The following is a 25524-nucleotide window of genomic DNA, read 5'->3' as shown; positions in this document are numbered from 1 at the left end:
GCAACGCTCCCGTGAGCCCCCGAGACGTAGTGCGTCTCGTGAACGTCCCCGAGCGCCGCGGCCCCGTTCGGTCCCACCCGACCGCCACCGCGCCGCACAAACGGCAGCCACGGGCCTCCCTTCCCTCGGAGCACGCTCCTCGGAACGCACCCTCGCATCGCTCGCGTGAGCAGCCGATTCGCTCGCTCGGCTCGCTCCCTCACTCATCCCCCGCACGAGTCGGCCGCACACGAGGCGCGGCCGCCCCACGCCACGCCGAAGTTCACACGGATGCAGCAGAATCGGACGATCGGCTTCCCGTCGCCGAACGACCGCGATAAATCCTCGACGCAGCCCGATCTTTCAGTCAGCCGAGTGCCCCGACCCGGCACCGTGCCAGGCCTCGCGCATCGTGCTCCGGCTGATCGTGACGAGTTCGCGCAGTTCGTCGCGGCGCTGGGCGAGCAGCAGCAGCGTCGCGGCGACGTAGACGACCGTGTACGCGAGCAGGAGGTAGATCGAGTACTGCTCGGCCAGCGCCTCGGGGTACGTCCGGATGATGGCGAACTCGATGCCGACCTGCGAGACGAACAGGACCAGCAACACGAGCGCCTCGCGCACGGAGATGCGGAAGTTGAGCAGGATGGCGAGCGCGAAGAAGCTCTGGGCGGCCGTGAGCCAGATCTCGGCCGCCTGCTTCGTGTCGAACTCCAGCACGCCGTACTGGCCGAGCGAGATGCTGTAGACGACCACGAGCGTCCCGATGAGCAGCGTCCACTGGTTCAGCTTCGAGGAGATGAGCGCGTTGAACGCCGCCGTCGAGCGCGCCTTGTTCACGAGATACGCGGTCACGATGAGTTCCGGACTCTCGCTGGCCAGCGGCGCGATCCACTGGATCATGAAGAACTCCGGGATGCCGTACTGGAGTCCGAGGCTCTCCAGGCCGTGCGCGAACGGCTCGACCGCCGTGAAGATGAGGAACGCCGAGTAGCCGAACAGCACCAGCACGGACGGGATCCGGACCAGCTTCGGCCGTCGCTGGAGGTACGCCGGAACCCCGACCTGGTCCTCGATCTCCTCGACGTCGCCGCGGACGATGACGAGGATGTACGCGAGGTAGAGCCCGACGAGCACGATCGTGTCGACCGCGCCGATGCCGCCACCGAGCGGGACGAAGAAGGCGAAGACGGTCGCGGCGAACAGGAAGAGGATCTCGAGGGCGATGTCGCGGTCGAGGCTGACGTAGTCGCCCAGCCGCGAGTCGGTCGTCTGCACGCTGGAATCGTCGTTTCCGCCGTAGGCCTTGTAGATGGAAAACAGCGCGATGCCGGACCAGCCGATGCCGATGAGGATGCGGTTCGCGCCGGTCATGTTGGCGACCGCGAGGTTGCCGGCGGCGGGGTCGCCCTGCCCGGCCTGCCAGGCGTACAGCGCGTCGACGGCGTACTCGGGCGCGACCGCGAGCACCGCCAGCACGGCGATGGCGAACGCGCGCGGCACGTCCTTCTCCGCGGTTTCGGCGCCCCACGCGAGCAGGAACGACGCGCCCAGCACCGCGACGCCGCTCACTCCCACCCGCCCCAGCGTCGACAGGCCATCGACCGCGCCGGTCGCCCAGATGTACACCCACGGAAGCGTCAGCAGCACCCCGCCGAACAGCGCCGCCAGCGGGTGTCGAAGCCGTGAACTCATTACCCGGCCAGAGCAGATGCGCCGGCCTTACTCTTGTGCTTTCGACCGGGGGGTCGAAACCGGCATACTCTCCCGGAAAACCCTGAAACGCCAGGAAAACGGGGACCGTCTACAGGAGGAAGAAGAAGAAACAGCCGTAGCCGGCCACGAGCAGCGCGCCGTCGACCCGGGTGATCCGCGCGCCCCGGAACATGAGCGCGATGACGCCGCCCGTGAACGCGAGCAGCATCGGGAAGTCGAACGAGCCGGTCGAGGCCGGCACCGTGACGGGGGTCAGCACCGCGAGCAGCCCCAGCACGGCGAGCACGTTGTAGATGTTCGAGCCGACGACGTTGCCGACGCTGAACTCCGCCTCGCCCCGGAACGCCGAGACGAGCGAGGCGGCCAGTTCCGGGAGCGACGTGCCGAACGCCAGCACGGTCAACCCGACGAAGCGGTCGCCGGCGCCGAGGAAGTACAGCGTCGAGCGCCCGCCCTCGATGAGCCGCTGGGCTCCGGCCAGCAGCAGCGCCAGCCCGACGAGCACGAACAGCACGTCGATCGGCCGGAACCGCCTCCCGAGGACCGACACGTCCGACCCCAGCCGTCCGCCGGCCAGGACCCCGCCGTCCGCGGATCCGTCCCCGCCGACGTCCTCACCGACCGTGCCGCCGTCGGTCGCGGGGTCGGGCTCCGCCACGGAACCGCCGTCGGCGGCGACCGCCTCGGCGTCGACGCCGCCCTCGCCGTCGGTCGCGCTCAACAGCGTGTAGGTGAACACGGCGAGGACGACGAGGAACGCGATCCCGTCCGGTCGGCCGAGCGTCCCGTCGAGGCCGAGCGCGACCAGCAGCACCGCCGCGACCGCCATGAACGGCACGTGTCGGCGGAGCGTCTCGCTCGTGATGTCCATCGGCCGGACGAGCGCGGAGAGCCCGAGCACGAGCCCGATGTTCGCCACGTTCGAGCCGACGATCGCGCCCAGCCCCAGCGTCGCGCCGTAGTCCAGCCCGCTCAGTATCCCGATCATCAGCTCCGGCGCGGTCGTGGCGAACGCGACGACCGTCACCCCCGCCACGGCCGCCCGCATTCCAAGCTGGACCGAGAGCTTCGAGACGCCCCTGACCAGCGACTCGGCCCCGACGTACAGCAGGACGACGCCGATGGCGGCCATCAGCGTCGACTCCCGGAACGCCGCCGCGACGAGCCAGTTCCAGCCCGTGTTGAGTTCCAGTGGCGCGGCCGCGCCCAGCACCTCGTACATGCGCCGGACGAATCCGGAGAGCTACAAAAACCGTCGCGCCCGATTATCAGACCGAATACGTGGCGGAGGGGACGACGCGGCGGCGCTGGCCGGACGGGAGATGGCCGAGGTTTATGCGAACCGGCGGCCAGTGCGGGGTATGGACGTCTACGGACTCGTCGGGAACCCGGTCGAGCACTCGCTCTCGCCGCCGATGCACGAGGCCGGGTTCGAGGCGCTCGGGCTGGACGCCCGCTACGTCACCTTCGAACCGGCCGACGCGGCGGCGGCGATTCGGGGTGCCGCGGCCCTCGGCGTCGCGGGGCTGAACGTCACGGTGCCGTTCAAGCGGGACGCGCTCGCGGCGGTGGAGCCGGACGAGCTCGCCGCCCGGGTCGGCGCGGTCAACACCGTCGACTTCTCGACCGACCCGCCGTCGGGTCACAACACGGACGTCGCCGGGGTCGCCCGCGCGCTCTCACACCACGGCGTCGACCCCGCGGGAACCGCGGCGGTCGTCGTCGGCGCGGGCGGTGCGGCGCGGGCGGCGGCGTTCGCGCTCGCCGGGTCGGCCGACTCGCTCCACGTCGCCAACCGGACCGAGCGCCGGGCGGAGGCGCTCGCGGCCGACGTTCGTGAGGCGGGAGCCGAGCGCGAGTCGGCGGGGGAATCCGGCGCCGGGACCGGCGTGACGGCCGGCGGCCTCGACACCCTCGTCGACCGCGTCCCGGCAGCCGACCTGCTCGTGAACGCGACGAGCGTCGGCATGGAGTCGGACGAGACGCCGGTGCCCGCCGCACACCTGCACGCGGACCTCGCGGTGCTGGACGCGGTGTACGCGCCGCTCGACACGCGGCTCCTCCGGGACGCGCGAGCGGCCGGCGCGACGACGGTCGACGGGGCCTGGATGCTGCTGTACCAGGGCGTCGAGGCGTTCGAACGGTGGACCGGCGAGGACGCCCCGGTCGACGCCATGAACGCCGCCCTGCGCCGGGAACTGTGAGGTCGACGGCGCTGGATTTTTAAATAGTGGCGTCGTCTCACCCGACGATACGACCATGCTGGGGAAAATCAAACGCCTGCTTGGCATCGGGCAGCCCTCCGAGGACGACGGGTCCACGGCGGAGGCGTCCGTGACCGTCGAACGGGAACGGGAGGCCGATGCCGGGCCGGACGCCGCGTCGGAGGACGCCGTCAAGGGCACCGAGACGGCCGAAGAGGGGGATGCGGACGTGACCGACGAGCCCGCGGACGAGGCCGAACCCGAGGAGGGGTCGGCCGACGAGCCGGTGGCGGCCGGGACGGACGCGAGCGGCTCCACGGAATCCATCGTCGACGAGGAGGAGGCGAGCGAGGACGCCGCCACGAAGGCGGAGCCCGCGGAGGCGGCCGGGCCGGAATCCGAGGACGTGACGACCGACGTCGAGGAGGCGGATGAGGACGACGCGGCGACGGAAGCCGACGGTGAGACCGACGCGGAGGCGGCGACGGCCGGCGAGGACGTCCCCGTCGACAAGGTCAAGGGAATCGGCCCGGCGTACGCCGAGCGCCTCGCCGAGATCGGCATCGAGTCGGTCGCCGACCTGGCGACCGCCGACGCCGCCGAGGTCGCCGAAGGCACGACGGTCTCGGAGTCCCGCGTCCAGCGGTGGATCGACCGCGCGGCCGAGTACGACGCGTAACCGGTCCGCTCCGGGGCCGAGCCCGGACGAATCCGAAGCGAACCACTTTCCTCCCCGACCGCGTCGCCACGAGTATGCAGACGGTCACCGACCGCGGGACGTACCGCCGGCTCGCGGCCGACGCCCCGCCGGACGCTCGCGTGCCCGTCGAGGTTCACCTCCGGGCGGGTGACCCCTTCGACGCCTACCGACGCGCGAGGGACGGCCCCGGCGGCGTGTTCCTCGAGACGACGGGCGGCCAGTCGGGATGGGGAACCTTCGGCGTCGACCCGGTCGATCGGCTCACGGTCGGTCCCGACGCGGTCACCCGGAATCCGGACCATCCGGGTCACGGCGACTACGCGACCCCGTCGCCGTCGCTCGCCGCCCTCCAGGGGCTGCTCGACGGCGAGGCGCTCGTCCGGGGCGACTGCGACGTGCCCTACCCCTGCGGCGCGCTCGGCTGGCTCTCCTACGACGTCGCCCGCGAACTCGAGGACCTGCCGGGCGACCGGGACGGGGGCGTCGACGGGGCGGTCGACGACCGGGGGCTTCCGCACCTCCAGGTCGCCGTTTTCGACACGCTCGCGTCGTGGGCGGAACCGAGGGACGACGAACCGACGCTCCGGATCACGGCCTGTCCGCGGGTTCCGGCCGCCGCCGACCCGGACGCCGTCTACGACCGGGCGCTCGGGACGGCGGCGGACCTCGCCGACCGCGTCCGCGACGGCGACCCGGCGGTCGGGCCCGCCCCCGTCGCCGACGGGACGGGGGCGGTCACGTTCGAGAGCGACTGCGACCGGGCCGAGTACGCGGCGCGGGTTCGGCGCGTGAAGGAGCACGTCCGGGCCGGCGACACGTTCCAGGCGAACGTGAGCCAGCGGCTCTCCGCGCCCGCGGCGGTCCACCCCGTCGCGGCCTACGCCGCGCTACGCGAGGTGAACCCCGCGCCGTACTCCGGGCTGGTGGAGTTCCCCGCAGTGGATCTTGTGAGCGCCAGCCCCGAACTGCTGCTCGACCGGATCCCCGACGCGGACGGCGACGGCGCGCGACTCGAAACCGAACCGATCGCCGGCACGCGCCCCCGCGGCGGGGACGCCGAGGCGGACGCCGCGCTGGAGGCCGAACTCACGAGCGACGAGAAGGAGCGCGCCGAGCACGCGATGCTCGTCGACCTCGAGCGCAACGACCTCGGGAAGGTGAGCGTCTACGGCAGCGTCGACGTCGCCGAGTATCGTCGCGTCGACCGCTACTCCGAGGTGATGCACCTCGTCTCGCTCGTCGAGGGGCGCGAGCGACCCGACTGCACGCTCGCTGACACCCTCGCCGCCGTGTTCCCCGGCGGCACAATCACCGGCGCGCCGAAGCCGCGGACGATGGAGATCATCGACGAACTGGAAGGGACCCGACGGGGCCCCTACACCGGGTCCATGGCCGCGTTCGGCTTCGACGGCCGCGCGACGTGCAACATCGTCATTCGGACGCTCGTGCGGACCGGCGACCGCTACCACCTCCGGGTCGGTGCCGGCATCGTCCACGATTCGAAGCCCGAGGCCGAGTACGAGGAGACGCTCGACAAGGCCCGCGCGCTGGTCACCGCCGTTGACGAGGCGCTGGAAGCGGGCGAGATGGAGGTGGAGCGGTGACCCGGGTCCTCGTCGTCGACAACTACGACTCGTTCGCGTACAACCTCGTGCAGTACGTGGGCGAACTCGTCGCTGGCGGCGGGTCGGGGTGTGGCGAGTCCGGGGACGGCAGAATCGTCGAGGACGCCGGAGCGGTCGTCGTCCGCCGGAACGACCGCGTCGACGTGGCGGATATCCGCGAGCTGGACCCCGACGGAATCGTCGTCTCGCCGGGACCCGGAACCCCGGCGGAGGCGGGCGTCTCGATCCCGGTGTTCCGCGAGCTCTCCTACCCGACGCTCGGCGTCTGTCTCGGCCACCAGGCGCTGTGTGCCGCGAACGGCGCGCCCGTCGTGCGGGCCCCGGAGGTCGTCCACGGGAAGCCTTCGACGGTGACCCACGACGGGACGGGGGTGTTCGCCGACCTGCCGGATCGCGTCGACGTCGGGCGTTACCACTCGCTCTGTGTCGAACGCGGCGACCTTCCGGAGTCCCTGGTCGAGAGCGCGCGGACCGAGGCCGAGGAGGGAGTCGTCATGGGCGTCCGGCACCGCGAGCGCCCCCACGTCGGCGTGCAGTTCCACCCCGAGAGCATCCTCACCGCGGACGGGAAGGCGATGATGCGTAGTTTCATCCGCCTGTGCGAGGACGGGGAACCGATGTGGCACGACGGCGGGGAACCGGCGAGTAGCGACCGCAGGAAACCGACGGACAGCGACGACGAGGGAGCCGGCGGGGGCGACGATGACTGAGGCCGACTCGCTCCGGTACCACGTCGACGGCGAGGTGGTCCCGGCCGAGGAGGCGACCGTCCCGGTGTCCGACCGCGGGTTCCGCTACGGCGACGCCGGATTCGAGACGATGCGGGCCTACGGCGGCACGGTCTTCCGCTGGGACGCACACCTCGAGCGGCTGTTCGACACGCTGGACTCGCTCGGGATGCCCGCCGACGAACTCGGCCTCTCGAAGCTCGACCTTCGAGCCAGAGTACGCGAGACGCTCGCCGCGAACGACCTCCGGGAGGCGTACGTCCGCCTGTCGGTCACCCGGGGTGGGGCGCCCGGCGTCACCCCGCCCGCGGCCGCCGAGGTCGACCCGACGGTCGTGGTGGTCGTGCGGCCGCTCTCGCGGGGCGGCCGAACCGAGCGCGGCGGCGAACCCGGCTGGGACGAGCCGGCGACGGTCCAGACGGTGAAGACCCGTCGCGTCCCGGACCGGTCGCTCCCGAGCGACGCGAAGACGCACAACTACCTGAACAGCGTCCTCGCGCAGGTCGAGACGCGCGTCACCGACGCCGACGTCGCCCTCATGCTCGACGCCGACGGGACCGTCGCCGAGTGCGCCATGGCGAACCTGTTCTTCGTCGCCGACGACGCCATCCGCACCCCGTCGCTCGACGGCCCGGTCCTGCCCGGCATCACCCGCGCCGAGGTCCTCGACGTCGCCCGCGAGGAGGGGTTCCCGGTGGAGGAGGGGAGCTACGTCCCGGACGACGTGCGCGCGGCCGACGAGGCGTTCCTCACCTCCTCGGTCCGCGAGATTCGCCCGGTCGAGTCGGTCGACGGCGTGGAGATCGGCGGCGGTCCCGTGACGAACCTGCTCTCACGACTGTACGCCGACCGCGTTGAGCGGGAGTGCTACGGCGACGAACCGGACGACGCGGTCGACGACGCCCACGGCCCCGACAGCGACATGGACCCCACCGACGACTGACGACGACTGCTCGACTGCCACCCGGCGACACTCGCCAGCCTCTCGCCCGACAACGACTGCCGCGTTCCCCGGTACGCGTCCGAACGCCCGCGAACGCGCTCGCCCGACCGGTCAACGGGGTGGGACTGAAAGGGGCCGCGTCGCTGCGGGAAGCACGGGCGGTCAAGCACCGCAGGCGAGCGCAGCGAGCCGAGGAGCGCAGCCGGCCGCGCGACCGCAGCGACGCGGGGGCTTTCGCGGTCCCGTACCCGTCAGCCGCTGGAAGAACAGAGCATCCGGTCCAACGGACGAATCGAAACCGAACGAACCACGACCCCCCGCCGTCTGAGACGAAGCAGTGAGCGACGAACCCGCCCGCATCGCCGCCCTCGAAGACGTGCCCGGGGACACGACGCTGCTGTTCACCGTCAGCGACGCGGACGGAGCCCTCGAGGAGGCGTTCCTCACGCGGCTCTCGGACGGCACGGTGGTCGCGTTCCGGAACGTCTGCCAGCACTGGACCGACGTCCGCCTCGACTCGGGCGACGGCGGACTGGTCAGAAACGGGGAAGTCGTCTGTCAGAAACACGGCGCGACGTTCCAGCTTGACACCGGCATCTGTGATTTCGGCCCTTGCGAGGGGGCGATGCTGGAGACGGTCGAGGTCGGCGTCGAGGACGGCTCGGTGGTGCTGACCGACGAGGCGTACCGCTTCGAGCACATCGGCGGGAGCGGCGTCGAGCGGGACGGCGACTCCGGGGGCCGCATCGACTTCACCGGCTCCTGAAGCGACGGCAGCGCGCCATCCGGCAGACAGCTTATACCCGAGCGGCCCGTCTCTGGACGGAACGGATGGTCTCTCGTCGGCGCGCGCTCGCGGTCACGCTCCTGCTCCTCACGGCCGCCATGTGGGGGCTCTCGGGCGCGTTCGAGTCGGGGACCGGAGCCGCCGGCGACGCCGATCAGGTCGCCCAGGAACGGCTCATCCGACCGACCGACGACGGGAGCGCGCTGTGGCCCTACACCAGCAGCGGGCGGTCCGTCGCCGGTCGGACGCTCGCCATCAACATCATCGTCCACGGCTCGGAGGAGAACGTCCGGCACGCGCTGACCAAGCGGGGGGACCTCGACTTCCAGCCGGTGGAGTACGAGGGTGAGAACGCGAGCCGGAACGGTACGTTCCTCGGCGGTGACGGCCCCGCGAACGGCACGACAGCCGCCGATACCGCATCGGTGAACGGAACCGAATCGGCCGACGGCACCGACGACGAAACCGGAACGGGAGCCGACGGAGCGGCGGGGACGGCAGGGACGCCGGGGCCGCCGGCCGACTCGAACGCGACGGCCACTGCGACCCCGACTGCCACTGCGAACGCGACTGCCACTCTGAGCGTGATTTCCACTCCGAACGCGACGCTCACGCCCAACGCCACGCTGACTCCGAACGAGTCCGCCACGGCCGATCGATCGGTCGCCAACGGGACGAACAACGAGAGCCAGGTCGTCGAGATCAGGCCGACCGGGTTCGAGTGGACCGGCGCTCACGGCGCGGTCCGGTACACGTTCATCGACACGAACCTGAGCGACGGCAGGGGGCGCTGGGTCGAGGAGAGCTACCAGCTCAGGGACGGCCCCTACCTCGGGTCGCGCCTCCACGTCCGGGCGTACGCGTCGCCCGAGGACGACTGGACGGCGCTGCAGGTCCACGCGGACTACTGGGACTGGTTCCGGCTCCGCCACACCGTGCCCGCCACCCGGGGACCGGTCAGAACCGTCGAGTCCAACTTCATCGGGAAGCCGTACGTCGGTGACGTGAGCCGGGAGTACTACGGCATCGAGGGCGGCGGCAGCGACGGCTGGCTCTCCGAAGTCGAACTCGCCCCGACGGTGCCCGTCTTCTCGTCGCTCCGCGGCGTCGCCGCGCTGGCCGCGCTCGGCCTGCTCGGCGCGTTCTCGACCGACACGCGAACGGCGGCCGAACGGACGTATCGGTGGCTCCGGCGGGACGCGTACCGGCAGCGCGGCGGCATCCTGCTCGCGGGGCTGCTGGCCGCCCTCGTCCTCGGGGTCCGCCTCGGCGGTATCGCCGTCGAGACGACGTTCCCGGGACTCCACCCGAAGCTCATCGTCGCGGCGCTGTACCCCGTACTCGCGCTCGGGATGCCGACGGTCGCCTCGATGAACGGGTTCACGAGCGACATCGACCCGAGCGCGGCGTTCGGCTTCGTCGCCGTCGGGGTCGGCGCCGCCTTCGTCCTCGACTTCGGCGTGATCGGCGTCTCCACGGTCCCGATCGGTCTCGTCCTCCACCGGAGCGGGCTCCTCGTCGCCCTCGGCCTCGTCGCCGCGGGCACGGCGCAGGGCGGCCCGTCGGGGCGATACCTCCGACTGCTCGGAATCGGCGCGTGGGTCGTCGGCCTCGTGCTGCCGCTGGTCAGCCTGCTGTGAGGGCGGCGACTGTCGGAACTCCCGCAGGATCGGCCAGGTAGTACTGGATTACCACGCTCCGGGTCCGGCGGCTGGTCGGCCCTGAAGGCGACCCGTCCGGGTCGGTTCCGCGAGCAGTCGAGCGCCCGTGTGCTCCTCGCGGTCCCCGGCGAGTGGCTGGACTCGTTCGAGGCCGAGAACGCGACGGCGGCCGGACAGTCCGCGACCGAAAACCGCTCGTCAGCCCGTAAGTTTCACCTACCCGGCCGTTTCGCCAGTGGAACGATTTATTTACTAGGTACCGAGTAAGTCGCTCGAATGGTCTCGCGGCGGCGGACGGTCGCGGTCACGCTGCTGTTGCTCCCGGTCGTACTGGCGGGGCTCTCGGTCGCGTTCGGGCCGGCGGCGAGTGACCCTGCCGGACCCGAGCGGGTCGGGGCGGACCGACTCATCCATCCGGCCGGCGACGACAGTTCCCTCTGGCCCTACACCAGCCGGCGGCAGTCAGTCACGGGGCGGACGCTCGCCATCAACCTCGTCGTCCACGGCGACACGGACGTCGTCCGGGACGTGCTGGAGCACCGCGGAAGCCTTTCGTTCGAACCGATGCGGACCGGGAACGGGACGAGCGACGCTGTCGGCACGAGCGCCGACGACGCCGGGGCCGGGAACGCGAGCCGCTCGGTCGCGGTGACGGACGACGGGCTGGAGTGGACGGACGCCCACGGCGCGGTCAGGTACTCCTACGTCGACTCCTCGCCCGACGACCCCGGCGGACGGTGGGTCCGGGAGAGCTACCAGCTCAGGGACGGCCCGTATCTGGGCTCCAGATACCACGTCCGGGCGTACGCGTCGCCCGAGGACGACTGGACGGCGCTGCAGGTCCACGCGGACTACTGGGACTGGTTCCGGCTCCGCCACACCGTGCCCCGGACGCACGAACCGGCGCGGCGGGTGGAGGCCGACTTCATCGGGGAGCCGTACGTCGAGGACGTCGACCGGGAGTACTACGGCATCCGGGGCGGCCGGAGCGACGGCTGGCTCTCGGTCGTCCACCTCGCCGCGGCCCTGCTCGGCTCCCGCGGACTGGCCGGCGCGCTCGCCTCGACCGCCGCGGCCGGACTGCTCGGCATCGTCTCGTCCGACCGCCGGCTGTCGGTGACGCTCACGGGACGACGACTCGCCCGCGGAGCGGCCGACCGGCGCGGCGGCATCCTGCTGGCGGGGCTGCTCGCGGGACTGGTGCTCGGGGTTCGAACGGGCGGCATCGCGCTGGAGACGACGGTCCCGTGGCTCCACCCGAAACTCATCGCGGCCGCACTCTACCCGGTGCTGGCCCTCGGGATGCCGCTCGTCGCCTCCCGCCGCCGGTTCACCCGCGGCTGTGACCCCGCGACGGCGTTCACCCTCGTCGGCGTCGGGACCGGCATCGCGTTCGTCCTGAGCTTCGCCACGATGGGCGTCGCCGTCATCCCCGTCAGGCTGGTGTTCCACCGGGGCTGGTTGCTCGCCGCGCTCGGGCTGATCGCCGCCGGCACCGCCCGCGGCGGGACGACGGGCCGACACGTTCGGTTGCTCGGGGCGGCGGCCTGGGTCGTCGGCCTCGCGGTGCCGCTGCTGGACCTGCTGTGAGTTCGAACCGTTCGTGAGCCCTCCCGCGCGACTCGACCGCTCGCGTCTCGCTGTGCTCGACGTTCGCGGTCGATGGCGTCGGGGCGTCGCCTCGAAACGCGGTCGCGGGCCGGCGCACGACTCGCTTCGCTCGTCGTTCGCCGTGAACGTCGCGGAGAAGTAGCGGGAGGTAGATTTGAACCACGCCGAGACGTGCTCGCTGACGCTGCGCGCGCCTCGTCCTCTTCAAATCTACCTCGGACGTACACTCCGGCGCACGGCTCGCTCCGCTCGCCGTTCGTATCGTGTGCCGGAAATCATAGCGGGAGGTAGATTTGAACTACCGATCTCCGGGTTATGAGCCCGGCGGAATCTCCTGGCTATCCCATCCCGCTATCGGATTGAACACGGTGGCCGCTTGTAAGGGTTGTGTTTCCAAATCCGCCGCCGTATGCCACTCTCAGCCACGCTCACTCCAGCACGCGCCAGGTGAACACGCTCTCGGCGACGTAGTTCAGCACCATCCCGACCCCGATGCCGATGAGGTTGGCGACGGTCGGCCAGAAGTCCGCGCCGGCGATCACCAGCCGCACGTCGGTCCGCGCGGTCAGCAGCCAGAGCACCGCGAACGCGACCGCCAGCCCGCCGAGCCTGACGAGGTGCGAGCGGGCCCAGCGGCGACCCGCGGCCGCCAGCCCCGCCCCGCCCTCCTCGCCGAACGTGAACCGGTCGTTCAGCAGGAACATGAGCGAGATGGACGTCTCCGCGCCGACCGCCTTCGCGGCGAGTGGCGGCGCCGCCAGCCCCGCCGTGAGCAGCGCGACGATGAGCGTCTCCACCGTCGCGCCGGCGACGCCGACGGAGACGAACTGGCCGATTCGCGTCCCCGAGGCGAGCGTGGCGAGCGCCCCGTCACCCCGTAGGCGGCCGGCGGAGGCGGTCCGGGCGCTCGCGCCCGTCTCGCCCGGGCCGTCGCCGTCGGAGCCGTCCGTCATCGCGGGTCGCTCCCCGGCTCCGGGTCCTCGTCGGGCCCCTCCACGAGCGCGGTCGCGTCCTCGCGGTCGAACAGCCGGTGCAGCCTGTCGTTCCGGATCAGCCGCGCGCGGTGGCGGGCCACGAGCAGCCCCCGACCCATGTCGAGGGTGTCCCTGACGGGCGAGACGGTCGAGCCCGGCTGATCCTCCCACGTGACCGGCACCTCGGTGATGCCGAACTCCAGGGCCGCCGCGACCGCGACGAGTTCGATGTCCCAGGCGAACCCCGGCTCGTACAGGTGGCCCCGGACGGCGTCCCAGGCGTCGGCCGTCGTCGCCTTCGCGCCACACTGGTAGTCGTACAGGTCGGCCTCGAGCAGGCGGCGCGCGACCCAGGCGTAGCCGTCGCCGAGGAAGCGCCGCGCGAACGTCTGGTGGGAGCGTACGTCGGCGTTCGGGTGGCGACGCGAGCCGACCGCGAGGTCCGTCTCGCCCTCGAGTACCGTCGAGACCACGTCGTCCAGCGAGTCGGCCGGCGTCGCGCCGTCGGCGTCGGCGAACGCGAGGACGTCCGTCGAGAGCGCCTCGAACCCCGCGGTGACGGCCGCGCCCTTGCCGCGGCGGCGCGAGGAGACGGCACACTCGACCCCGTCCGGGAGGTCCAGCGAGGCGGGCTGACCGGGGGCGGGCGCGTCGAGTTCGACCCGGAGCTCCGCGGGGTCGAGCACGGCACGGAGGTCCCGGAGGTAGCCGCGGAGCCGCTCCGGTTCGGGGTCGTACGCGGGGACGACGACGCCGACTGTCGGCATGCGCTCCCGTATCCGCGGGGTGGGTAAAAGCCGTGCGGAACGGGCGTGCGGTCGGGGCTCTCCGAACGAATCCGGCGGCGGCCCGACCGGCGGCCGCGGTCCAAAAGGAACTTGGTCGGGCGGGCGACCATGGTACCAAATGGAATACGGTCTGCTCGCCGCGTGGCTCCTCGCCTACGCGGCACTCGCCGCCCTCGGCCTCCCGCTCGCCGCCCGGCTGTTCCCCGAGTCGGCCTCCCGGGGTGCCGGGTTCGCCCTCCCCGTCTCGCTGCTCGTGCTCGGCGTCGTCTCCTTCTGGGTCGGCCACCTCGCGTTCGGCCTCCCGGCGCTCGTCGCCTCGCTCGTCGTCCTCGTCGCGCTCTCGGCGCTCGCCGGCCTGGACCGCGAGGCGCTCCGTCGGGGCGAGTTCGAGCCGGCGGCGTCGGTGAACCGCGCCGCGGTCCGCGACACCGCGCTCGTCTTCCTCGCGGCGTTCGCGCTCGTGGTCGTCATCCGCGGGTTCGACCCGGCCGTCGACCCGCTCGGGGGCGAGAAGTTCCTCGACTTCGGACTGCTGAACTCGCTACTGCTCGCGGACGTGCTCCCGCCCCGCGACATGTGGTTCGCCGGGGAGCCGGTGCGCTACTACTACGGCGGCCACCTGCTGACCGCGCTGCTCGCCATGCTCACCGGCACGTCCGCGGACTTCGCGTACAACCTCGGGCTCGCGGGCTTTTTCGCCATGCTCGTCACTGCGGCGTTCGACCTCGCCGGCAACGTCGCCGCGCGCCGCGGGCTGGGCCGTCGTCGCGCCGGCGCGCTCGCCGCGTTCTTCGTCGGCGTCGCGGCGAACCTCGTGACGGCCGGCTGGGTCCTCTTCCAATACGTCCCGGCCGACCTCAGGGTCCGGCTCGGCGCGACGTTCGGGTTCGACCCGACCCACGAGGCCGCGCGGGAGTTCTCCTACTGGACCGCCAGCCGGGTCATCCCGGGCACCATCAACGAGTTCCCGCTGTTCGCGTGGCTCAACGGCGACCTGCACGCGCACATGACCGACACGCCGTTCCTGCTGCTGGCCGCGGCGGTCGCGTTCGCGCTCTATCGCGCCGGCTCCGGGACCGGAGCCGCCGCCGGGAGCGCGACCGACGGGGGAAGCGTGACGGACGTCACGCGACGCCGCGGACTCCTGCTGTTCGGCGCACTCCCCGTGATCGGCGGCTTCCAGGCGGTCGTCAACACCTGGAGCTTCCCGAGCGTGTTCGGCCTCGCGTGGCTCGGCCTCACGTTCGCGCCGCTCGCGCCGCGAACGATGCTCCCCGGGGTCGCGCGGGAGCGACTCGACGAGGCGACCGGCGACTCGCGGCTCGCTGCCGAACTCGCCCGCCCGGTCGTCGCGGCCGTCCTCGTCGCCGGCGCGGGGCTGCTCGCGGCCGTCGTCGCCGCGCCGTTCCTGCTCGGCGTCTTCGCCACCGGCGGCGGAACCAGGACCGTCGAGCTGCTCACTCCCGACATGCGCTCCGGGCTCGCGGGGCTGATCGCGGTCCACGGCGCGTTCCTCGCCGCGTTCGGCGCGTCCCTGTTCGGCCGCGTCGGCCGCGAACGACCCGTCGAACTGCTCGTCGTCGTGGCGGGGTTCGCCGCGGTCGCGCTGTCCGTCGGGTTCCCGGCCGTCGCGCTGCTGGTCCCGCTGATGGCGACCGCGTGGGTCGCGCTGCGGACCGAGCGCGCCGGGTTCGAGACGGTGCTCGTCGTCGCCGGCGCGGGGCTGGTCCTGCTCGTCGAGGTGGTGTACCTGAACGAGCAGGCCGGGCCGGGCCGGATGAACACTGTGTTCAAGACGTACGCGCAGGTCTGGCCGCTCTGGGCGACCGCGATGGGCGTCGTGCTGGCGAGCTTCCTCGCGCCGGTCCGCCGGGCGGGGGCCACGCTCTGGCCGAGCCCGGGATCCCGGCGGACGGCGTCGTCGCTCGCCGTCGCCGCGCTGGTCGTGACGACCGGGGCGTACGCGGCGTTCGCGCTGCCGGGCCACGTCGGCGGCGGGGGGCCGGCGGGCGGCCCGACGCTCGACGGGACCCAGTTCGTCGAGACGCACCACCCCGGCGAGGCCCCGGCCATCGAGTACCTCGACGAGACGGACGGTCAGCCGACCATCCTCTCGGCCCCCGCGACGGGGGTGTATCCGGGCGCGGCGAACCGGTACGGCCACGGGCCGGGGATGTACCAGTGGGAGGCGAGTCCGGCCGCGAGCCTCACCGGCGTTCAGACCGTCGCGGGCTGGCACCACGAGGTCGGCTACCGCGGGCCGGAGGCGTACTTCGACCGCGTGCGCGACGTCGACGACGCCTACACGATGGAAGAGGAGACGGTCGCGGTGCTGAACGCGTACGACGTCGAGTACGTCTGGGTCGGCCCCGGCGAGGAGATCCGGTACGACGACACGGTGAACTTCGACGCCATCGCCGGCGTCGAGCCGGTCGTGGAGACGCCGACGGTGACGCTGTATCGCGTGAACCGGGACGAGTTGCCCGCGTAGCATCCGGGGGCGTCAGCGGGCGAGAAGAGGCGGTCGCCCGACGGCTCAGACGGCGTAGGCGTACGACCGGTCCTCGGGGACCTCGAACAGCGCGATGTACGGCGTTCCGCTCCCGTCGTCGGGGCACTCCTCGGTCGTCTCGATCCGGAACGACTCGCCCTCGACGTTCGCGCCGTTGACGTAGACGGTGATCGGGTACCGCTCCGCCCCGAACGGGAGCACGTGTTCGTCGTAGCCGCTCTGGACGTTCGCGTGGAGGCTGGCCTCGCGCTCGGGTTCGCCCTCGGGCGACGGCGGGTCGTACGCGCTCCAGTTGCCGGCCGCACACGCCTCGTAGCGCGGCGTCTCGACGCGCTCGGGGAGCGGCGTCGGGTTCGACACGACGAGGGAGCCGATCCGGCTCTCGCCGCGGTACTCCTGCTGGCCGGCGATCTCCACCTCGCTCTCGGGCTGGAGCTCGTAGACGAGCCCGCCGCTGACGACGTCGACGACGAGCACGAGCGCCGCGAACACTGCGACCGCGGCGAGCAGGTACCGCGCCTGCCTTGCGGACACGAATCGGCTGTCCTCGTCGAGGCGGGTGCGGAGCGCGAACAGCAGGCCAGCGATGACGAGCAGGCCGAAGACGGTGGGCGTGGTGCCGGCGCTGAACAGCCCGATCACCTCGAAGAACAGCGCGAGCCCCGAGGCGACGATGACGCCGTAGCCGAGGACGGTCAGCTGGTAGTCGCTCGTGCGCTGGGTGATGAGGAAGATGCCCGCGAGAAACACCAGCACGAGCGCGATCTTCGTCGCGGGCGAGTAGGGGAACTGGACGTTGACGATGAACATGAGCGCGGCGACGGTGGCCACCGCGGCCGCCGCGCCGTTGAAGAGGGTCTCCGAGTTCAGTTCGACCATACGCGCACCTCCGAGGCCTCCGATAAATAGCCCCCGTTGGGACAAAGCGAGGTTTCACACTCGGCTCCGGGGGCGAAGTCGACCCGACCACGCGGCGCGCGGCGGCCGCCCCTCGTGGGCGGCCGAATCGCGCGAGGGACGAGCACCAGAGGCTCGCGAACGCAGTGAGCGAGCCGAGGAGCGCAGGAGGCTGCTCACGCGAGCGGAGCGAGGGTGAGGTCCGAGGAGCTCGCTCCGAGGTAAGGGAGGGAGAGGCGCGGTGCTGTGCAGTTGCGGTACGGTGGGTGGGACTGAACGGGGCCGCGGGGGCTTTCGAGGCGGTCGCCACGACAGGAGAACTACCGGAAGAGCCGACGGCCAGGGCCACCACGAGACCGACCGAGTTACCGGATCGACGCCGACGCTCGCCGTGACGTTCGCTACGACCCGCCATCACGGCGAGCGGCGCAACTCGAGGACGACGAGACGACCGAAAAGGGAACCCGACTCAGACCGCGAGGTCGCCCTTCGATTTCACCACGTCGAGCGCCTCCGCGTCGATGGCGTCGACGTCGAGCCAGTGGGGGACGTACTCGCGCTTCTCGAACGCCTCGCGCTCGGCCTCGGTGCCGATCGTACACCAGAGCTGGGGCTCGTCGGGGCCGTGCCAGTCGCCCTGTCGCTGGCAGGAGAACACCACCTGCTCCTCGCCCCCGTAGTTGATGATGGCATCCGTCCGGATGCCGGGGTCGCCGCGGACGATGAGTTTCTGCATGGTCGCGGGTTCGAACAGTCCGACACTAAGGGTTTCGATACGTGAGCTCGCCTCAGGCGTCCCGGTCCCCGTCGGCCGAATCGGCCGCGTCCGGGTCGTCCGGGGCGGATCCGTCGCCGTCGGCGGACTGGCCGCCGTAGTCCGCGACTCGGGGGCTCACGCTCCGGGGAGTCTCGGCCGTTTCCGGGGCATTCGCGGGGTCGGGGCTTCCGGCCGATCGCATCTCCGCTCGATCCGACTCCGCCCGCCCGCGGACCTCCCGGTCCCACTCCTCGAAGAAGCCGTGCTCGGTCATCGTCGCCATCCCGGCGACCGCCGCGCGGAGGTTCACGCCGACCAGCGGCACGTCCGCGACGGAGACGACGACGTCGGCCTGGAGGACGACGCCCTCCTCGAGCAGCACGTCGAGCAGGTCCGTCACCGCGCCCTCCTCTTTCGTCGGCTTCACCCGGACCCCCCCAGTTCCGGCGCGAACGAGTACGGCGGCCACGGCCCGGTGAACTCCACGTCGAGGTCCGGGTCCGCGACCACCTCGTCCAGTTCCGAGCCGATGGCAGACTCCTGCTCCCTCTGGGCCAGCAGCGCGAGTCCAGTCACCCGATTTCCGGCCGGTCCCTCGTCCAGCACGCCGCCCGACTCGACCGGTTCGACGTCGGCGACAAGCGGCGCCAGTCGCTCCCGGAGGTCGGCCGCCAGTCGATCGTCGCGCTCGCGTTCGAGGTCGGTCAGTCGGCGCTCGTACTGCTTTTCCAGCAGGAACGCCTCGCCCTCGCCCGCCGCGTCGATGCGGGCCCGCAGATCGGACAGTTCCTCGTCGTCGGGGTCGAACTCGCCGTCGACGGTGAGCGTCACGCGGTACTCCCACTTCCCGGCGAACGCGTCGAGGTTGGCCCGGAGCGCGTCGCGCTCGGACCGGAGCCACTCCCGGACCGCGTCGTCGTCGCCCTCGTGGATGGTGTCGAACCGGAACGGGAGCGGCGTGCCGAACGCCTGCCCCGCGGCGTCGACGACGCGCTGGTGGGCGAGCAGCCACCGCTTCACCCGCCGGAGGTCGTCGCTGTCGAACGGCTCGCCCCGGGGCTGGACGACCGCGCCGACGCCGTCCGACCCGACGACGTACGGCTCGCCGCCCTCGATTCCCTCGGGGGAGAACTCGCGCGCGGCGTCGACGCCCTCCCTGTCGGCGCGCTCGCCGTCGCGTTCGGCGCCGGGACCGCTCGCGTCGACGACGCAGTAGAGGTACCGCCCCTCCGCGAAGCCGACCTCAGTCATCGCCCCTCGCGTCCGGCGTTCGGCTTCCCTCCTCCCGGTCGAGCGACCGGACCGCGTCGCCGACGAGCGAGTCGAGGTCCCCCCTGAGCCTCTCGACCTCCCCCTCGATGCCCTGTGTCTCCTTCATGTCGTCCAGTTCCGCCTCGATGGCGGCGAGTTGCGCGCCGACGCGCTCGACTTCCTCGTCGGTCAGGTCGCCCCGCTCCATCCGGCGGAGCGCCTCCCGCTGGAGCGCCTCGACGAGGAGTTCCACGACCGTCACGACGAGCGCCGTGACGCCCGAGGCGTCGTCGCCGTCCTCGCCGTCGACGTCAATCCTGGTCATCGGCCTCCGGCACCCCCTCGGGTTCGGCGTCGGGGTCGGTCTCGTCGGTGGCTTCCTGGTCGGCCGCCTCGTCTCCGTCGTCCGGATCGCCGCCCTCGCTCCTTACGCCGGCATCCGGATCGTCCTCGATTCGCAGGTCCTCGAGGTCCGAGAGCCGCGTCTGGCCCTCGGGGCGGTCGCGGACTGGCGGCACGTCGGCGGCCGCGGCGACCCGGTCGGTGTCGGTGCCGGCGGGGAACCGGAGGCCGTACTCGGCGGCCGTCTCGAACGAGGCGAGCGCGGCGCGGAGTTCGACCGAGAGCAGTTCCGTGTCGCCGACGCTGACGACGACGTCGGCGTTGATGACGAGTCCCTTGTCGAGGACGAGTTCCAGCGTCTCGGCGAGGCCGTCCCTGCTCCGGGTCGGGCGCGTCTCACTCATCGTCGCTACCCTCCGTTCGGTCATCGCTCCCCTCCGGTCGGTCGTCGTCGCCGGCGTCGTCCCGTTCGGCCGCCGCCTCCTCGAGTCGTCTGCCGTAGAGGCGGCGCTTGTTCGGCGCTGTCGAGTACTTCGTCTCCCTGGGAACCGTCGAGTAGCGACCGGCCGCCCGGTGGCTCGGCCGGGCGGCGGGCATGGTCGAGGCGGCGGTGGGGTTCCGGGAGTGGACCGTCTCGCGGCGGTCGGCCATCCGCGCCCGGTTCTCCGCCCGCAGGTCCTCCAGTTCGGTCCGTGCCGCCAGGAGCGACTCCCGGAACGACTCGACGCCGTCCATCACGGTGGATTGAACCCGCTTCTCGGAGAGGTCGTCCGCCATCCCGTCGGGGACGTCCTCCATGCCGAGATCGTCCTCGGCCTCCACGCCCGGTAGTCCCTCATCTTCGTCCCCGGCGTCTGCGTCGTCCCCGAGGACGTCGACGTCGTCGGCCTCGTCCTGGAACTCGCGGATCTCCCCCCAGAGGTCACGAACGTCGGTCGCCTCCCAGAGCCCTTCGAGATCGAGCACCGCCAGCAGGTCGCGGACGGAGATGTCCCCGTCCGGATCGAGCATCGCCCGGACGTCGTCGACATCCACCTCGTCGGTCTCGATCGCTGCCGCGAGCGTCTCCGGGTCGGCCGTCGAGACGACGTCCTCGAACTCGTCGACGGCCTCGATCAGCTCCCGGAGTTCGCCGACCGCGCCGCCCTCCTCCTCCGGGAGTTCCTCCCGGAGCCACGACAGCAGGTCGTCGACCTCGGCGAGGTGCTCGTCCAGCCTGTCCAGTTCCCGCTGTGCCAGGTCGTCGAGGTCAGCCAGGCGTGATTCGAGATCGGTGGTTGTGGTGGTGGTCATTGGTCGGTGAGGTGGACGGTGAGGACGTGGTTGTTCAGCGAGGCGGCGACGACGTGGTCGGCACCCTCCAGCGGCACGCGGGAGAGCACCTGCCCGTCCGCGCCGACGACGAGTTCGTCCCGGTCCGGGTCGACGCCGCAGGTGAGGTCCTCGGGCGCGACGCCCGGCAGGTCGACGGTGACGAGCAGGTCGTCCCCGTCGCGTACGGCGCTCGCGTGGGCGTCCGTCCCCGACGGCCCGGTCGACCCGCGACTCGGCCGGCTTCTGCGGTGGGGTGTGGCCGGGCCGCTCGGTCGGTCGGGGCCGGTGCGGGCCGAGTAGCCGTACGAGATCCGGCCGCCGCGACGCTCGCCGGAGGTCGTTCCGCCGTCGAGCAGGTCGACGGCGAACTCGTGGAGGCGGTCGCCGAGCGACTTCGGGCCGTCCCGGTCCGACTCCGGCGCGTCGACCGGGCCGACGGCATCGACCGGGTCGACGGGGACGTCCGGGTCCTCGTTCGGCGGCGGGTGCTCGCCGTCCCACGTCTCCCCGGGGTCGTCGGGTCCGTCGTCGGCCGCGTCTCCCTCGGCGTCGTGCCGGTCCTCGGATCGGTCGCCGGGGTGGTCCGACGCGTCCTCGCCATCACGCCGGTCGCCGGAGTCGTCCGGCCGGTCGTCGGGGCTGTCCTCGACTTCGTGGCGGTCCTCGGGGTCGTCCTCGCTCATGAGCGCACCTCCAGTTGCTTGTTCGCGTACTGTTCGCGGGCCGCCTCGGCGGTGTCGAGGTCGGCCTCCAGCTCCGCCTTGCGGCGCTCGTACTCCGACTCGGGGCGCTCGCCGAGTTCGTACAGCAACTGGTTCTCCTTCAGGTCGTTCCGGATGGCCTCGACGTCGTACAGTTCCTCGACGGCCATCGTCTGCAGCACGTCCAGCACCGTCACGAACGGCTTCAACAGGAGGTCGTCGAGCAGGAACGTCATCGGTCCACCCCGATGTGGACGTCGACGAAGCTGTACGGTGCCCAGGGGCCGCTGTACTGGACGACGACGTCGTCGCCGAACGCCCCGCGGAACGCCTCGACCGCGTCGTCGAACGCCGGGACGTCGTCGCGGTCGACGAGGTACGAGCGGTTCACCACGAGGCGGTCGCTGAACAGCTCGTCGTCGTCGCGCCTCTCGCTCGCGTCGTCGAACCGCCCGGCCGCCTCGCGGACCGCCTCGCGGTCGGCCTCGCCCTCCGCGTCCGCGAGCACCTTCACCCCGAGTTCGACCGTGCCCTCGACCTCCCGGAGCGACCGACGGAGTACCGGACGCGCCTCCCTGAGGAGGTTCTTCAGCGTCCGGCCGCTCTTGAAGGCCATCCCGTAGCGCATCGGAACCACCGTGCGGTCGCCGTCGCCGGTGAGTACGTCCCGGAGCACCTCGTCGTGACGCTCCACGTCCTCGTCGGTGCGCTCGGGGTCGGTGGTGTCGATGTCCGAGACGATGCCCGACAGCGGGCCGTGGGAGACGGTTCGTACTTCCGGGGCGCCCGCGACCGCGTCGGTCTCGAACCGGAGGTCGGTCGCGTCGGTGACGCCGTACAGGTACAGGTGATCACTCGACATGGTGTGGCGAGGTGGTGGCGTGCGTCGGGGCCGCGGCCCAGCGACGCCGGGTCGCACCGTCCGCAGCGGTTCGCCGGACCGGTTCCGGGCGCTCGGTCCGGCCGACTGTTCGCTCGCAATCTTGTGCGGGAAGACAGTAAAGTGGTCGGGCGGTCGCGTCGCCGTCTGGTAACTTCCCGAGTGACAACTGGCCTAAACGCCTATTCACGTCTCCCCCGAATCGGGGAAGGCCCCCATGGTAGAAACCGGAGCGAACACGTCGAGTCTCGCTGACGTTCTCGACCGTGTGCTCGACAAAGGGATCGTTATCGACATCTGGGCGCGCGTGTCCGTCGTCGGTATCGAGCTACTGACCGTCGAGGCACGCGTCGTCGCGGCCTCCGTCGACACCTTCCTCCAGTACGCGGGTGAGATGGCGAAGATAGAACGCGCGGAGGACTCCGGGGAACTGGAGGACCTCCGCGAGCTCGAGGTCACCGGCTCGGGCTCCTGACGGCCGCCCGCGTTTCGACCGACTGACCGATCGGCGACCTGACCCACCCACCAATGGCAACCAAACAGGACACGACGCAGTGTCGCGCGCTCACCGAGGACGGCGAGCGCTGCACGCGCCCGGCCGGCGAGGACGGCTTCTGCTACCAGCACGGCCCGGAGGACGAGACCGTCGACGACGCCGAGGGCGGCGACGACGCCGCGAACGCCGACCGCGAGGCCGAGGTGCAGGCGACCGACGGCGGCGACGGGAGCGGCGGCCAGTCGAGCGTCCGGACCGGGGCGGGTGACGGCGACGTCTCGGGTCTGATGGACGTGCGGGTCCACGTCGAGGCCATCACGTCCGACGTCGTCGGCGCCCCGCTCGACAGGATCATCGAGATCGAGCGGCGGGACGACGAGGGCTGGCTGGTCGTGATCGAGGCCGTCGAGCGGAACGCCATCCCCGACACCGAGGACCTGCTGGGCCGGTACGCCATCAGGCTGGACCAGGACGGCGCAGTCGACGGCTATCGGCTCCGCGAGCGCTACCGCCGCGGCTCCGACATCGACGACGGGTAGCCGACCGGCCCCTCGACCGTACGAACTCGGCGAAAAACACCCGGCTGCGGGCGCTTACGTCAGCCGCTTTCTGAGGTTGTTCAGCGTGATGCCGCCCTGGAGGAGGTGCGACGCCGCCCCGTACCGCGGCGCGATGGTCGCCGCCCCGAACAGCAGCGCCGCCTGCTTCCTGTTCCCCTTTCGGAGCGCGTTGCCCGCCTGGACGAGGATCGACGCGAGGTTGAGTCTGGTCAGCGTGTTCGAGCCCGTCCCCGCCAGGTCGATTGGTTCGTTGCTCACGTCCACGCTACGGGAAGCGATGGGAAAGGAGCGGGCCTGCCAATACAAGGCGGGTGAGGACCGGCGCGTGGCGTGACCGGGGCGCGGGGCGGCCACTCGTCGCCGGTCGTTCACTTCCGCCCCGCTTCCGTCCCCTTTATCCGCGCCCTTCTCCGAGTTTCACCAGCAATGCCGGGTAACCCGAAGGGCGACCGCCGCGAGCGAGAACTCGTCAACCGGCTGGACGAGGCCGGCTTCGCGGTGATGCGCGCGCCCGCCAGCGGCTCCTCCACCGACCGCGAACTGCCGGACGTGCTCGCGGGCGACGGCGACGTCTTCTACGCCGTCGAGGCGAAGTCCTCCTCGGGCGACCCGATCTACCTGACCGGCGAGGAGGTCGAGGCGCTCATCTACTTCGCGCGGAACTTCGGCGCGGCACCCAAGGTCGGCGTCCGCTTCGACCGCGAGGACTGGGCGTTCTTCCACCCGAGCGACCTCCACACGACCGACGGGGGCAACTACCGCGTCAAGAAGGAGACCGCGGTCGAGGACGGGGAGTCCATCGCGGACCTGAAGGCCGCCGGCGAGGCGTCCGGCAGCGACCGCTCGGTGGCCGAGGTGCTCAACGCCGTCGAGCAGGGCGTCCTCTCGATGGACGAGGCCGAGGCGATGCTGGAGTAGTCGGTCCGTATCGAGGGCCCCGGATCGGCGCCCCGAGTGGACCCGAACACGACCCGGTTGCCGTCGCTCAGACCCCGACGACCGCCAGGTTCGGCCTCAACGCCGCCGGGACCCGAGCGAGCCGCGAGGCGGGAAACGAGTAGCGCCTCAGGCCCGCGACGTTCATCCGACCGTTCTCGGTGACCGCGCGGCCGACGTACACGGCCTCGATCACCGGTTCGTGACCGCCGTACTCCGCGTTCGAGCCGTAGTCGGCGACGACGGTCCCGTCCTCCGTCTCGCGCTCGTCCGCCCGCTCGCTGGTGACGCGCGTGACGAGCAGCAGGCTCCGGGTCTCGCGATCACGCACGAACTCGCCGCGTTCGGGGCTGTGGGCGGGACAGAGGTAGCTCCCCCGGTCGACGGGGACGAAGACGGACTCGCCACAGACCGCACAGACGCCGTCGCGTTTGCCCGGCGGGGGGACGAGCCCCTCGTTGACCTCCATCGCGACGCGGCGGAGGTGCTTGCAGCGGGCCCCGCGGAGCCGGTAGTCCGGGCACGTACAGGAACGGCCGTCGAGGTCGACGACGTAGCTGTCGTGCTCGGTGTCCACGAGGTAGGTGTCGTCCCTGAGCGCCCGGACCGCCATCGGTTCGCGGCGGGCCCGCCCGGCGCGGCCGGTGAGGCCGTCGTCGGGGAGGGTGTGACGGGCTGTGGACGCGGATGTGTGTACTGAGTGCGTCATCCCGTATCGGGACGAACTACGCGCTCGACGGACCTAAACCCTCGTTTCGGGTGCAGTCTCGGCGCTGATACTCGGGCGAGACGGGAGCATCGGCGGGGGTCGAGCGGGGCGGTGAACGGCAGGTCGGTACGAACGGTCGATGGCGGGAAAGCCCGAGGGGGAGCGCATCGACCGGGCGTCCGGACCGGAACCGACGGCGGGTACGGGGCCGCTTCGAAGCCCTTTTGCCGGGTGCCGGGGAAGGCCGGCGCATGGAAATCGACGCGGAGATGCGCCGGAAGATCGCCGTATCCGTCGGCGCTGTCGGCGTGTTCATCGCGCTCGTCGTCACGGTGGGGAGCCAGTTCACCAGCAACCACCACCTCAACGAGACGGGCGGGTACGCCCTCGTCGGCATCGTCGCGCTGTTCGTCGTGCTGATGGGACTCGTCGGCCTGTTCCTCGACCGCTCCTAGC

The 25524-nt window shown here is 71.6% G+C and carries 29 protein-coding genes and 1 tRNA gene; 13 read left to right on the top strand and 17 right to left on the bottom strand.

Going from position 1 to position 25524, the window contains the following annotated elements:
- Nucleotides 1-342: 342 nt before the first annotated feature.
- Entirely contained in the window at nucleotides 343-1671 is a 1329-nt protein-coding gene (locus RJT50_RS16335) for a sodium:calcium antiporter (protein WP_313692725.1), read from the bottom strand.
- Nucleotides 1672-1780: 109 nt separating this feature from the next.
- Nucleotides 1781-2824 carry a calcium/sodium antiporter gene (locus tag RJT50_RS16330; protein WP_313696055.1) on the bottom strand — a complete coding sequence of 348 codons (1044 nt, stop codon included), beginning with the start codon at nucleotides 2822-2824 and terminating at the stop codon, nucleotides 1781-1783.
- Between the two features lie 229 nt (nucleotides 2825-3053).
- Between RJT50_RS16330 and aroE the strand changes: the two genes are divergently transcribed.
- The 8 genes from aroE to RJT50_RS16290 all read left to right on the top strand — a co-directional run bounded on the left by aroE (nucleotide 3054) and on the right by RJT50_RS16290 (nucleotide 11930).
- Nucleotides 3054-3896: a shikimate dehydrogenase gene (gene aroE, locus RJT50_RS16325; RefSeq protein WP_313692723.1), complete on the top strand. Its 843-nt coding sequence runs from the start codon at nucleotides 3054-3056 to the stop codon at nucleotides 3894-3896.
- Between the two features lie 55 nt (nucleotides 3897-3951).
- A complete protein-coding gene (locus RJT50_RS16320; RefSeq protein ID WP_313692722.1) occupies nucleotides 3952-4575 on the top strand; it encodes a helix-hairpin-helix domain-containing protein in 624 nt (207 codons plus the stop codon).
- A 74-nt stretch (nucleotides 4576-4649) separates the two neighbouring features.
- On the top strand, nucleotides 4650-6200 hold the full coding sequence (locus RJT50_RS16315) for an anthranilate synthase component I family protein (protein WP_313692720.1): 1551 nt from the start codon (nucleotides 4650-4652) through the stop codon (nucleotides 6198-6200).
- Complete coding sequence (locus RJT50_RS16310; protein ID WP_313692717.1) at nucleotides 6197-6931, top strand: anthranilate synthase component II; 735 nt, start codon at nucleotides 6197-6199, stop codon at nucleotides 6929-6931. Before RJT50_RS16315 ends, RJT50_RS16310 begins: the two co-directional genes overlap by 4 nt.
- Entirely contained in the window at nucleotides 6924-7892 is a 969-nt protein-coding gene (locus RJT50_RS16305) for an aminotransferase class IV (RefSeq protein WP_313692716.1), read from the top strand. The genes RJT50_RS16310 and RJT50_RS16305 overlap by 8 nt, the downstream gene beginning before the upstream one ends.
- A 337-nt stretch (nucleotides 7893-8229) precedes the next feature.
- Nucleotides 8230-8658 carry a Rieske (2Fe-2S) protein gene (locus RJT50_RS16300; RefSeq protein WP_313692714.1) on the top strand — a complete coding sequence of 143 codons (429 nt, stop codon included), beginning with the start codon at nucleotides 8230-8232 and terminating at the stop codon, nucleotides 8656-8658.
- A 65-nt stretch (nucleotides 8659-8723) separates the two neighbouring features.
- Complete coding sequence (locus RJT50_RS16295; RefSeq protein ID WP_313692713.1) at nucleotides 8724-10319, top strand: hypothetical protein; 1596 nt, start codon at nucleotides 8724-8726, stop codon at nucleotides 10317-10319.
- A 297-nt stretch (nucleotides 10320-10616) separates the two neighbouring features.
- A complete protein-coding gene (locus RJT50_RS16290; RefSeq protein WP_313692711.1) occupies nucleotides 10617-11930 on the top strand; it encodes a hypothetical protein in 1314 nt (437 codons plus the stop codon).
- Nucleotides 11931-12229: 299 nt separating this feature from the next.
- Here RJT50_RS16290 and RJT50_RS16285 read toward each other — a convergent pair.
- From RJT50_RS16285 to RJT50_RS16275, 3 genes are all read right to left on the bottom strand, one after another.
- Nucleotides 12230-12304, bottom strand: a tRNA-Met gene (locus RJT50_RS16285).
- 75 nt (nucleotides 12305-12379) lie between these two features.
- A complete protein-coding gene (locus tag RJT50_RS16280; RefSeq protein ID WP_313692710.1) occupies nucleotides 12380-12904 on the bottom strand; it encodes a GtrA family protein in 525 nt (174 codons plus the stop codon).
- Complete coding sequence (locus RJT50_RS16275) at nucleotides 12901-13692, bottom strand: glycosyltransferase (protein WP_313692709.1); 792 nt, start codon at nucleotides 13690-13692, stop codon at nucleotides 12901-12903. Before RJT50_RS16275 ends, RJT50_RS16280 begins: the two co-directional genes overlap by 4 nt.
- Before the next feature lie 139 nt (nucleotides 13693-13831).
- On the opposite strand from RJT50_RS16275, the gene RJT50_RS16270 reads away from it, so the two are divergent.
- Nucleotides 13832-16204, top strand: a complete 2373-nt coding sequence (locus tag RJT50_RS16270; protein WP_313692708.1) for a DUF2298 domain-containing protein — start codon at nucleotides 13832-13834, stop codon at nucleotides 16202-16204.
- 45 nt (nucleotides 16205-16249) lie between these two features.
- On the opposite strand, the gene RJT50_RS16265 is transcribed toward RJT50_RS16270, so the two are convergent.
- The 10 genes from RJT50_RS16265 to RJT50_RS16220 all read right to left on the bottom strand — a co-directional run bounded on the left by RJT50_RS16265 (nucleotide 16250) and on the right by RJT50_RS16220 (nucleotide 22349).
- Nucleotides 16250-17104, bottom strand: coding sequence for a hypothetical protein (locus RJT50_RS16265; protein ID WP_313692707.1), 855 nt, complete (start codon nucleotides 17102-17104; stop codon nucleotides 16250-16252).
- 487 nt (nucleotides 17105-17591) lie between these two features.
- A complete protein-coding gene (locus RJT50_RS16260) occupies nucleotides 17592-17858 on the bottom strand; it encodes an HAH_0734 family protein (RefSeq protein WP_313692705.1) in 267 nt (88 codons plus the stop codon).
- A 52-nt stretch (nucleotides 17859-17910) separates the two neighbouring features.
- Nucleotides 17911-18306 (bottom strand): gas vesicle protein GvpM, encoded by a 396-nt coding sequence (gene gvpM / locus RJT50_RS18730; RefSeq protein WP_425499693.1) that lies wholly within the window; start codon nucleotides 18304-18306, stop codon nucleotides 17911-17913.
- On the bottom strand, nucleotides 18303-19130 hold the full coding sequence (gvpL, locus tag RJT50_RS16250) for a gas vesicle protein GvpL (RefSeq protein ID WP_313692704.1): 828 nt from the start codon (nucleotides 19128-19130) through the stop codon (nucleotides 18303-18305). Before gvpL ends, gvpM begins: the two co-directional genes overlap by 4 nt.
- Nucleotides 19123-19455 (bottom strand): gas vesicle protein GvpK, encoded by a 333-nt coding sequence (gvpK, locus tag RJT50_RS16245; RefSeq protein WP_313692702.1) that lies wholly within the window; start codon nucleotides 19453-19455, stop codon nucleotides 19123-19125. Before gvpK ends, gvpL begins: the two co-directional genes overlap by 8 nt.
- Entirely contained in the window at nucleotides 19442-19876 is a 435-nt protein-coding gene (gvpJ, locus tag RJT50_RS18725) for a gas vesicle protein GvpJ (RefSeq protein WP_425499692.1), read from the bottom strand. Before gvpJ ends, gvpK begins: the two co-directional genes overlap by 14 nt.
- Nucleotides 19869-20765 (bottom strand): hypothetical protein, encoded by an 897-nt coding sequence (locus RJT50_RS16235; protein WP_313692701.1) that lies wholly within the window; start codon nucleotides 20763-20765, stop codon nucleotides 19869-19871. The genes gvpJ and RJT50_RS16235 overlap by 8 nt, the downstream gene beginning before the upstream one ends.
- Nucleotides 20762-21469 (bottom strand): gas vesicle protein GvpH, encoded by a 708-nt coding sequence (gene gvpH, locus RJT50_RS16230; RefSeq protein ID WP_313692699.1) that lies wholly within the window; start codon nucleotides 21467-21469, stop codon nucleotides 20762-20764. Before gvpH ends, RJT50_RS16235 begins: the two co-directional genes overlap by 4 nt.
- The gene (gvpG, locus tag RJT50_RS16225; protein WP_313692697.1) at nucleotides 21466-21723 is read right to left on the bottom strand and encodes a gas vesicle protein GvpG; all 258 of its coding nucleotides are present in this window, start codon (nucleotides 21721-21723) and stop codon (nucleotides 21466-21468) included. The genes gvpH and gvpG overlap by 4 nt, the downstream gene beginning before the upstream one ends.
- A complete protein-coding gene (locus tag RJT50_RS16220) occupies nucleotides 21720-22349 on the bottom strand; it encodes a GvpL/GvpF family gas vesicle protein (RefSeq protein WP_313692696.1) in 630 nt (209 codons plus the stop codon). Before RJT50_RS16220 ends, gvpG begins: the two co-directional genes overlap by 4 nt.
- Nucleotides 22350-22584: 235 nt before the next feature.
- Between RJT50_RS16220 and gvpA the strand changes: the two genes are divergently transcribed.
- Together gvpA and gvpO are read left to right on the top strand one after the other, a co-directional pair.
- A complete protein-coding gene (gene gvpA, locus RJT50_RS16215) occupies nucleotides 22585-22842 on the top strand; it encodes a gas vesicle protein GvpA (protein ID WP_313692695.1) in 258 nt (85 codons plus the stop codon).
- A 53-nt stretch (nucleotides 22843-22895) separates the two neighbouring features.
- Nucleotides 22896-23402: a gas vesicle protein GvpO, halophile-type gene (gene gvpO, locus RJT50_RS16210; protein WP_313692693.1), complete on the top strand. Its 507-nt coding sequence runs from the start codon at nucleotides 22896-22898 to the stop codon at nucleotides 23400-23402.
- A 54-nt stretch (nucleotides 23403-23456) separates the two neighbouring features.
- Here gvpO and RJT50_RS16205 read toward each other — a convergent pair whose 3' ends face one another.
- Nucleotides 23457-23681, bottom strand: a complete 225-nt coding sequence (locus tag RJT50_RS16205) for a hypothetical protein (protein WP_313692692.1) — start codon at nucleotides 23679-23681, stop codon at nucleotides 23457-23459.
- 168 nt (nucleotides 23682-23849) lie between these two features.
- Here RJT50_RS16205 and hjc point away from each other — a divergent pair, with 168 nt between their 5' ends.
- The gene (gene hjc, locus RJT50_RS16200) at nucleotides 23850-24341 is read left to right on the top strand and encodes a Holliday junction resolvase Hjc (RefSeq protein ID WP_313692691.1); all 492 of its coding nucleotides are present in this window, start codon (nucleotides 23850-23852) and stop codon (nucleotides 24339-24341) included.
- Nucleotides 24342-24408: 67 nt separating this feature from the next.
- On the opposite strand, the gene RJT50_RS16195 is transcribed toward hjc, so the two are convergent.
- The gene (locus RJT50_RS16195) at nucleotides 24409-25068 is read right to left on the bottom strand and encodes an SWIM zinc finger family protein (protein ID WP_313692689.1); all 660 of its coding nucleotides are present in this window, start codon (nucleotides 25066-25068) and stop codon (nucleotides 24409-24411) included.
- Nucleotides 25069-25319: 251 nt separating this feature from the next.
- Between RJT50_RS16195 and RJT50_RS16190 the strand changes: the two genes are divergently transcribed.
- Nucleotides 25320-25523, top strand: coding sequence for a DUF7472 family protein (locus tag RJT50_RS16190; protein WP_313692688.1), 204 nt, complete (start codon nucleotides 25320-25322; stop codon nucleotides 25521-25523).
- Nucleotide 25524: the final 1 nt, after the last annotated feature.

It is taken from the genome of Halobaculum sp. XH14 (assembly GCF_032116555.1).
In the GTDB taxonomy this organism is placed as follows: domain Archaea; phylum Halobacteriota; class Halobacteria; order Halobacteriales; family Haloferacaceae; genus Halorarum; species Halorarum halobium.
The sequence above is the reverse complement of the archived record's forward strand: the minus strand, read 5'-3'. Positions and strand labels throughout refer to the sequence as shown.

What these genes read in the sequence shown, in the direction of transcription:
- RJT50_RS16275 (WP_313692709.1), bottom strand. Translation starts at nt 13,692, where the DNA reads ATGCCGACAGTCGGCGTCGTCGTCCCCGCGTACGACCCCGAACCGGAG.
- RJT50_RS16295 (WP_313692713.1), top strand. Translation starts at nt 8,724, where the DNA reads ATGGTCTCTCGTCGGCGCGCGCTCGCGGTCACGCTCCTGCTCCTCACG.
- aroE (WP_313692723.1), top strand. Translation starts at nt 3,054, where the DNA reads ATGGACGTCTACGGACTCGTCGGGAACCCGGTCGAGCACTCGCTCTCG.
- RJT50_RS16330 (WP_313696055.1), bottom strand. Translation starts at nt 2,824, where the DNA reads ATGGCCGCCATCGGCGTCGTCCTGCTGTACGTCGGGGCCGAGTCGCTG.
- RJT50_RS16220 (WP_313692696.1), bottom strand. Translation starts at nt 22,349, where the DNA reads ATGTCGAGTGATCACCTGTACCTGTACGGCGTCACCGACGCGACCGAC.
- gvpG (WP_313692697.1), bottom strand. Translation starts at nt 21,723, where the DNA reads ATGACGTTCCTGCTCGACGACCTCCTGTTGAAGCCGTTCGTGACGGTG.
- RJT50_RS16190 (WP_313692688.1), top strand. Translation starts at nt 25,320, where the DNA reads ATGGAAATCGACGCGGAGATGCGCCGGAAGATCGCCGTATCCGTCGGC.
- RJT50_RS16335 (WP_313692725.1), bottom strand. Translation starts at nt 1,671, where the DNA reads ATGAGTTCACGGCTTCGACACCCGCTGGCGGCGCTGTTCGGCGGGGTG.
- RJT50_RS16260 (WP_313692705.1), bottom strand. Translation starts at nt 17,858, where the DNA reads ATGCAGAAACTCATCGTCCGCGGCGACCCCGGCATCCGGACGGATGCC.
- RJT50_RS16320 (WP_313692722.1), top strand. Translation starts at nt 3,952, where the DNA reads ATGCTGGGGAAAATCAAACGCCTGCTTGGCATCGGGCAGCCCTCCGAG.
- RJT50_RS16290 (WP_313692711.1), top strand. Translation starts at nt 10,617, where the DNA reads ATGGTCTCGCGGCGGCGGACGGTCGCGGTCACGCTGCTGTTGCTCCCG.
- gvpH (WP_313692699.1), bottom strand. Translation starts at nt 21,469, where the DNA reads ATGAGCGAGGACGACCCCGAGGACCGCCACGAAGTCGAGGACAGCCCC.
- RJT50_RS16265 (WP_313692707.1), bottom strand. Translation starts at nt 17,104, where the DNA reads ATGGTCGAACTGAACTCGGAGACCCTCTTCAACGGCGCGGCGGCCGCG.
- gvpK (WP_313692702.1), bottom strand. Translation starts at nt 19,455, where the DNA reads ATGACCAGGATTGACGTCGACGGCGAGGACGGCGACGACGCCTCGGGC.
- RJT50_RS16315 (WP_313692720.1), top strand. Translation starts at nt 4,650, where the DNA reads ATGCAGACGGTCACCGACCGCGGGACGTACCGCCGGCTCGCGGCCGAC.
- hjc (WP_313692691.1), top strand. Translation starts at nt 23,850, where the DNA reads ATGCCGGGTAACCCGAAGGGCGACCGCCGCGAGCGAGAACTCGTCAAC.
- RJT50_RS16305 (WP_313692716.1), top strand. Translation starts at nt 6,924, where the DNA reads ATGACTGAGGCCGACTCGCTCCGGTACCACGTCGACGGCGAGGTGGTC.
- gvpA (WP_313692695.1), top strand. Translation starts at nt 22,585, where the DNA reads ATGGTAGAAACCGGAGCGAACACGTCGAGTCTCGCTGACGTTCTCGAC.
- gvpL (WP_313692704.1), bottom strand. Translation starts at nt 19,130, where the DNA reads ATGACTGAGGTCGGCTTCGCGGAGGGGCGGTACCTCTACTGCGTCGTC.
- RJT50_RS16235 (WP_313692701.1), bottom strand. Translation starts at nt 20,765, where the DNA reads ATGACCACCACCACAACCACCGATCTCGAATCACGCCTGGCTGACCTC.
- RJT50_RS16195 (WP_313692689.1), bottom strand. Translation starts at nt 25,068, where the DNA reads ATGACGCACTCAGTACACACATCCGCGTCCACAGCCCGTCACACCCTC.
- gvpO (WP_313692693.1), top strand. Translation starts at nt 22,896, where the DNA reads ATGGCAACCAAACAGGACACGACGCAGTGTCGCGCGCTCACCGAGGAC.
- RJT50_RS16270 (WP_313692708.1), top strand. Translation starts at nt 13,832, where the DNA reads ATGGAATACGGTCTGCTCGCCGCGTGGCTCCTCGCCTACGCGGCACTC.
- RJT50_RS16280 (WP_313692710.1), bottom strand. Translation starts at nt 12,904, where the DNA reads ATGACGGACGGCTCCGACGGCGACGGCCCGGGCGAGACGGGCGCGAGC.
- gvpJ (WP_425499692.1), bottom strand. Translation starts at nt 19,876, where the DNA reads ATGAGTGAGACGCGCCCGACCCGGAGCAGGGACGGCCTCGCCGAGACG.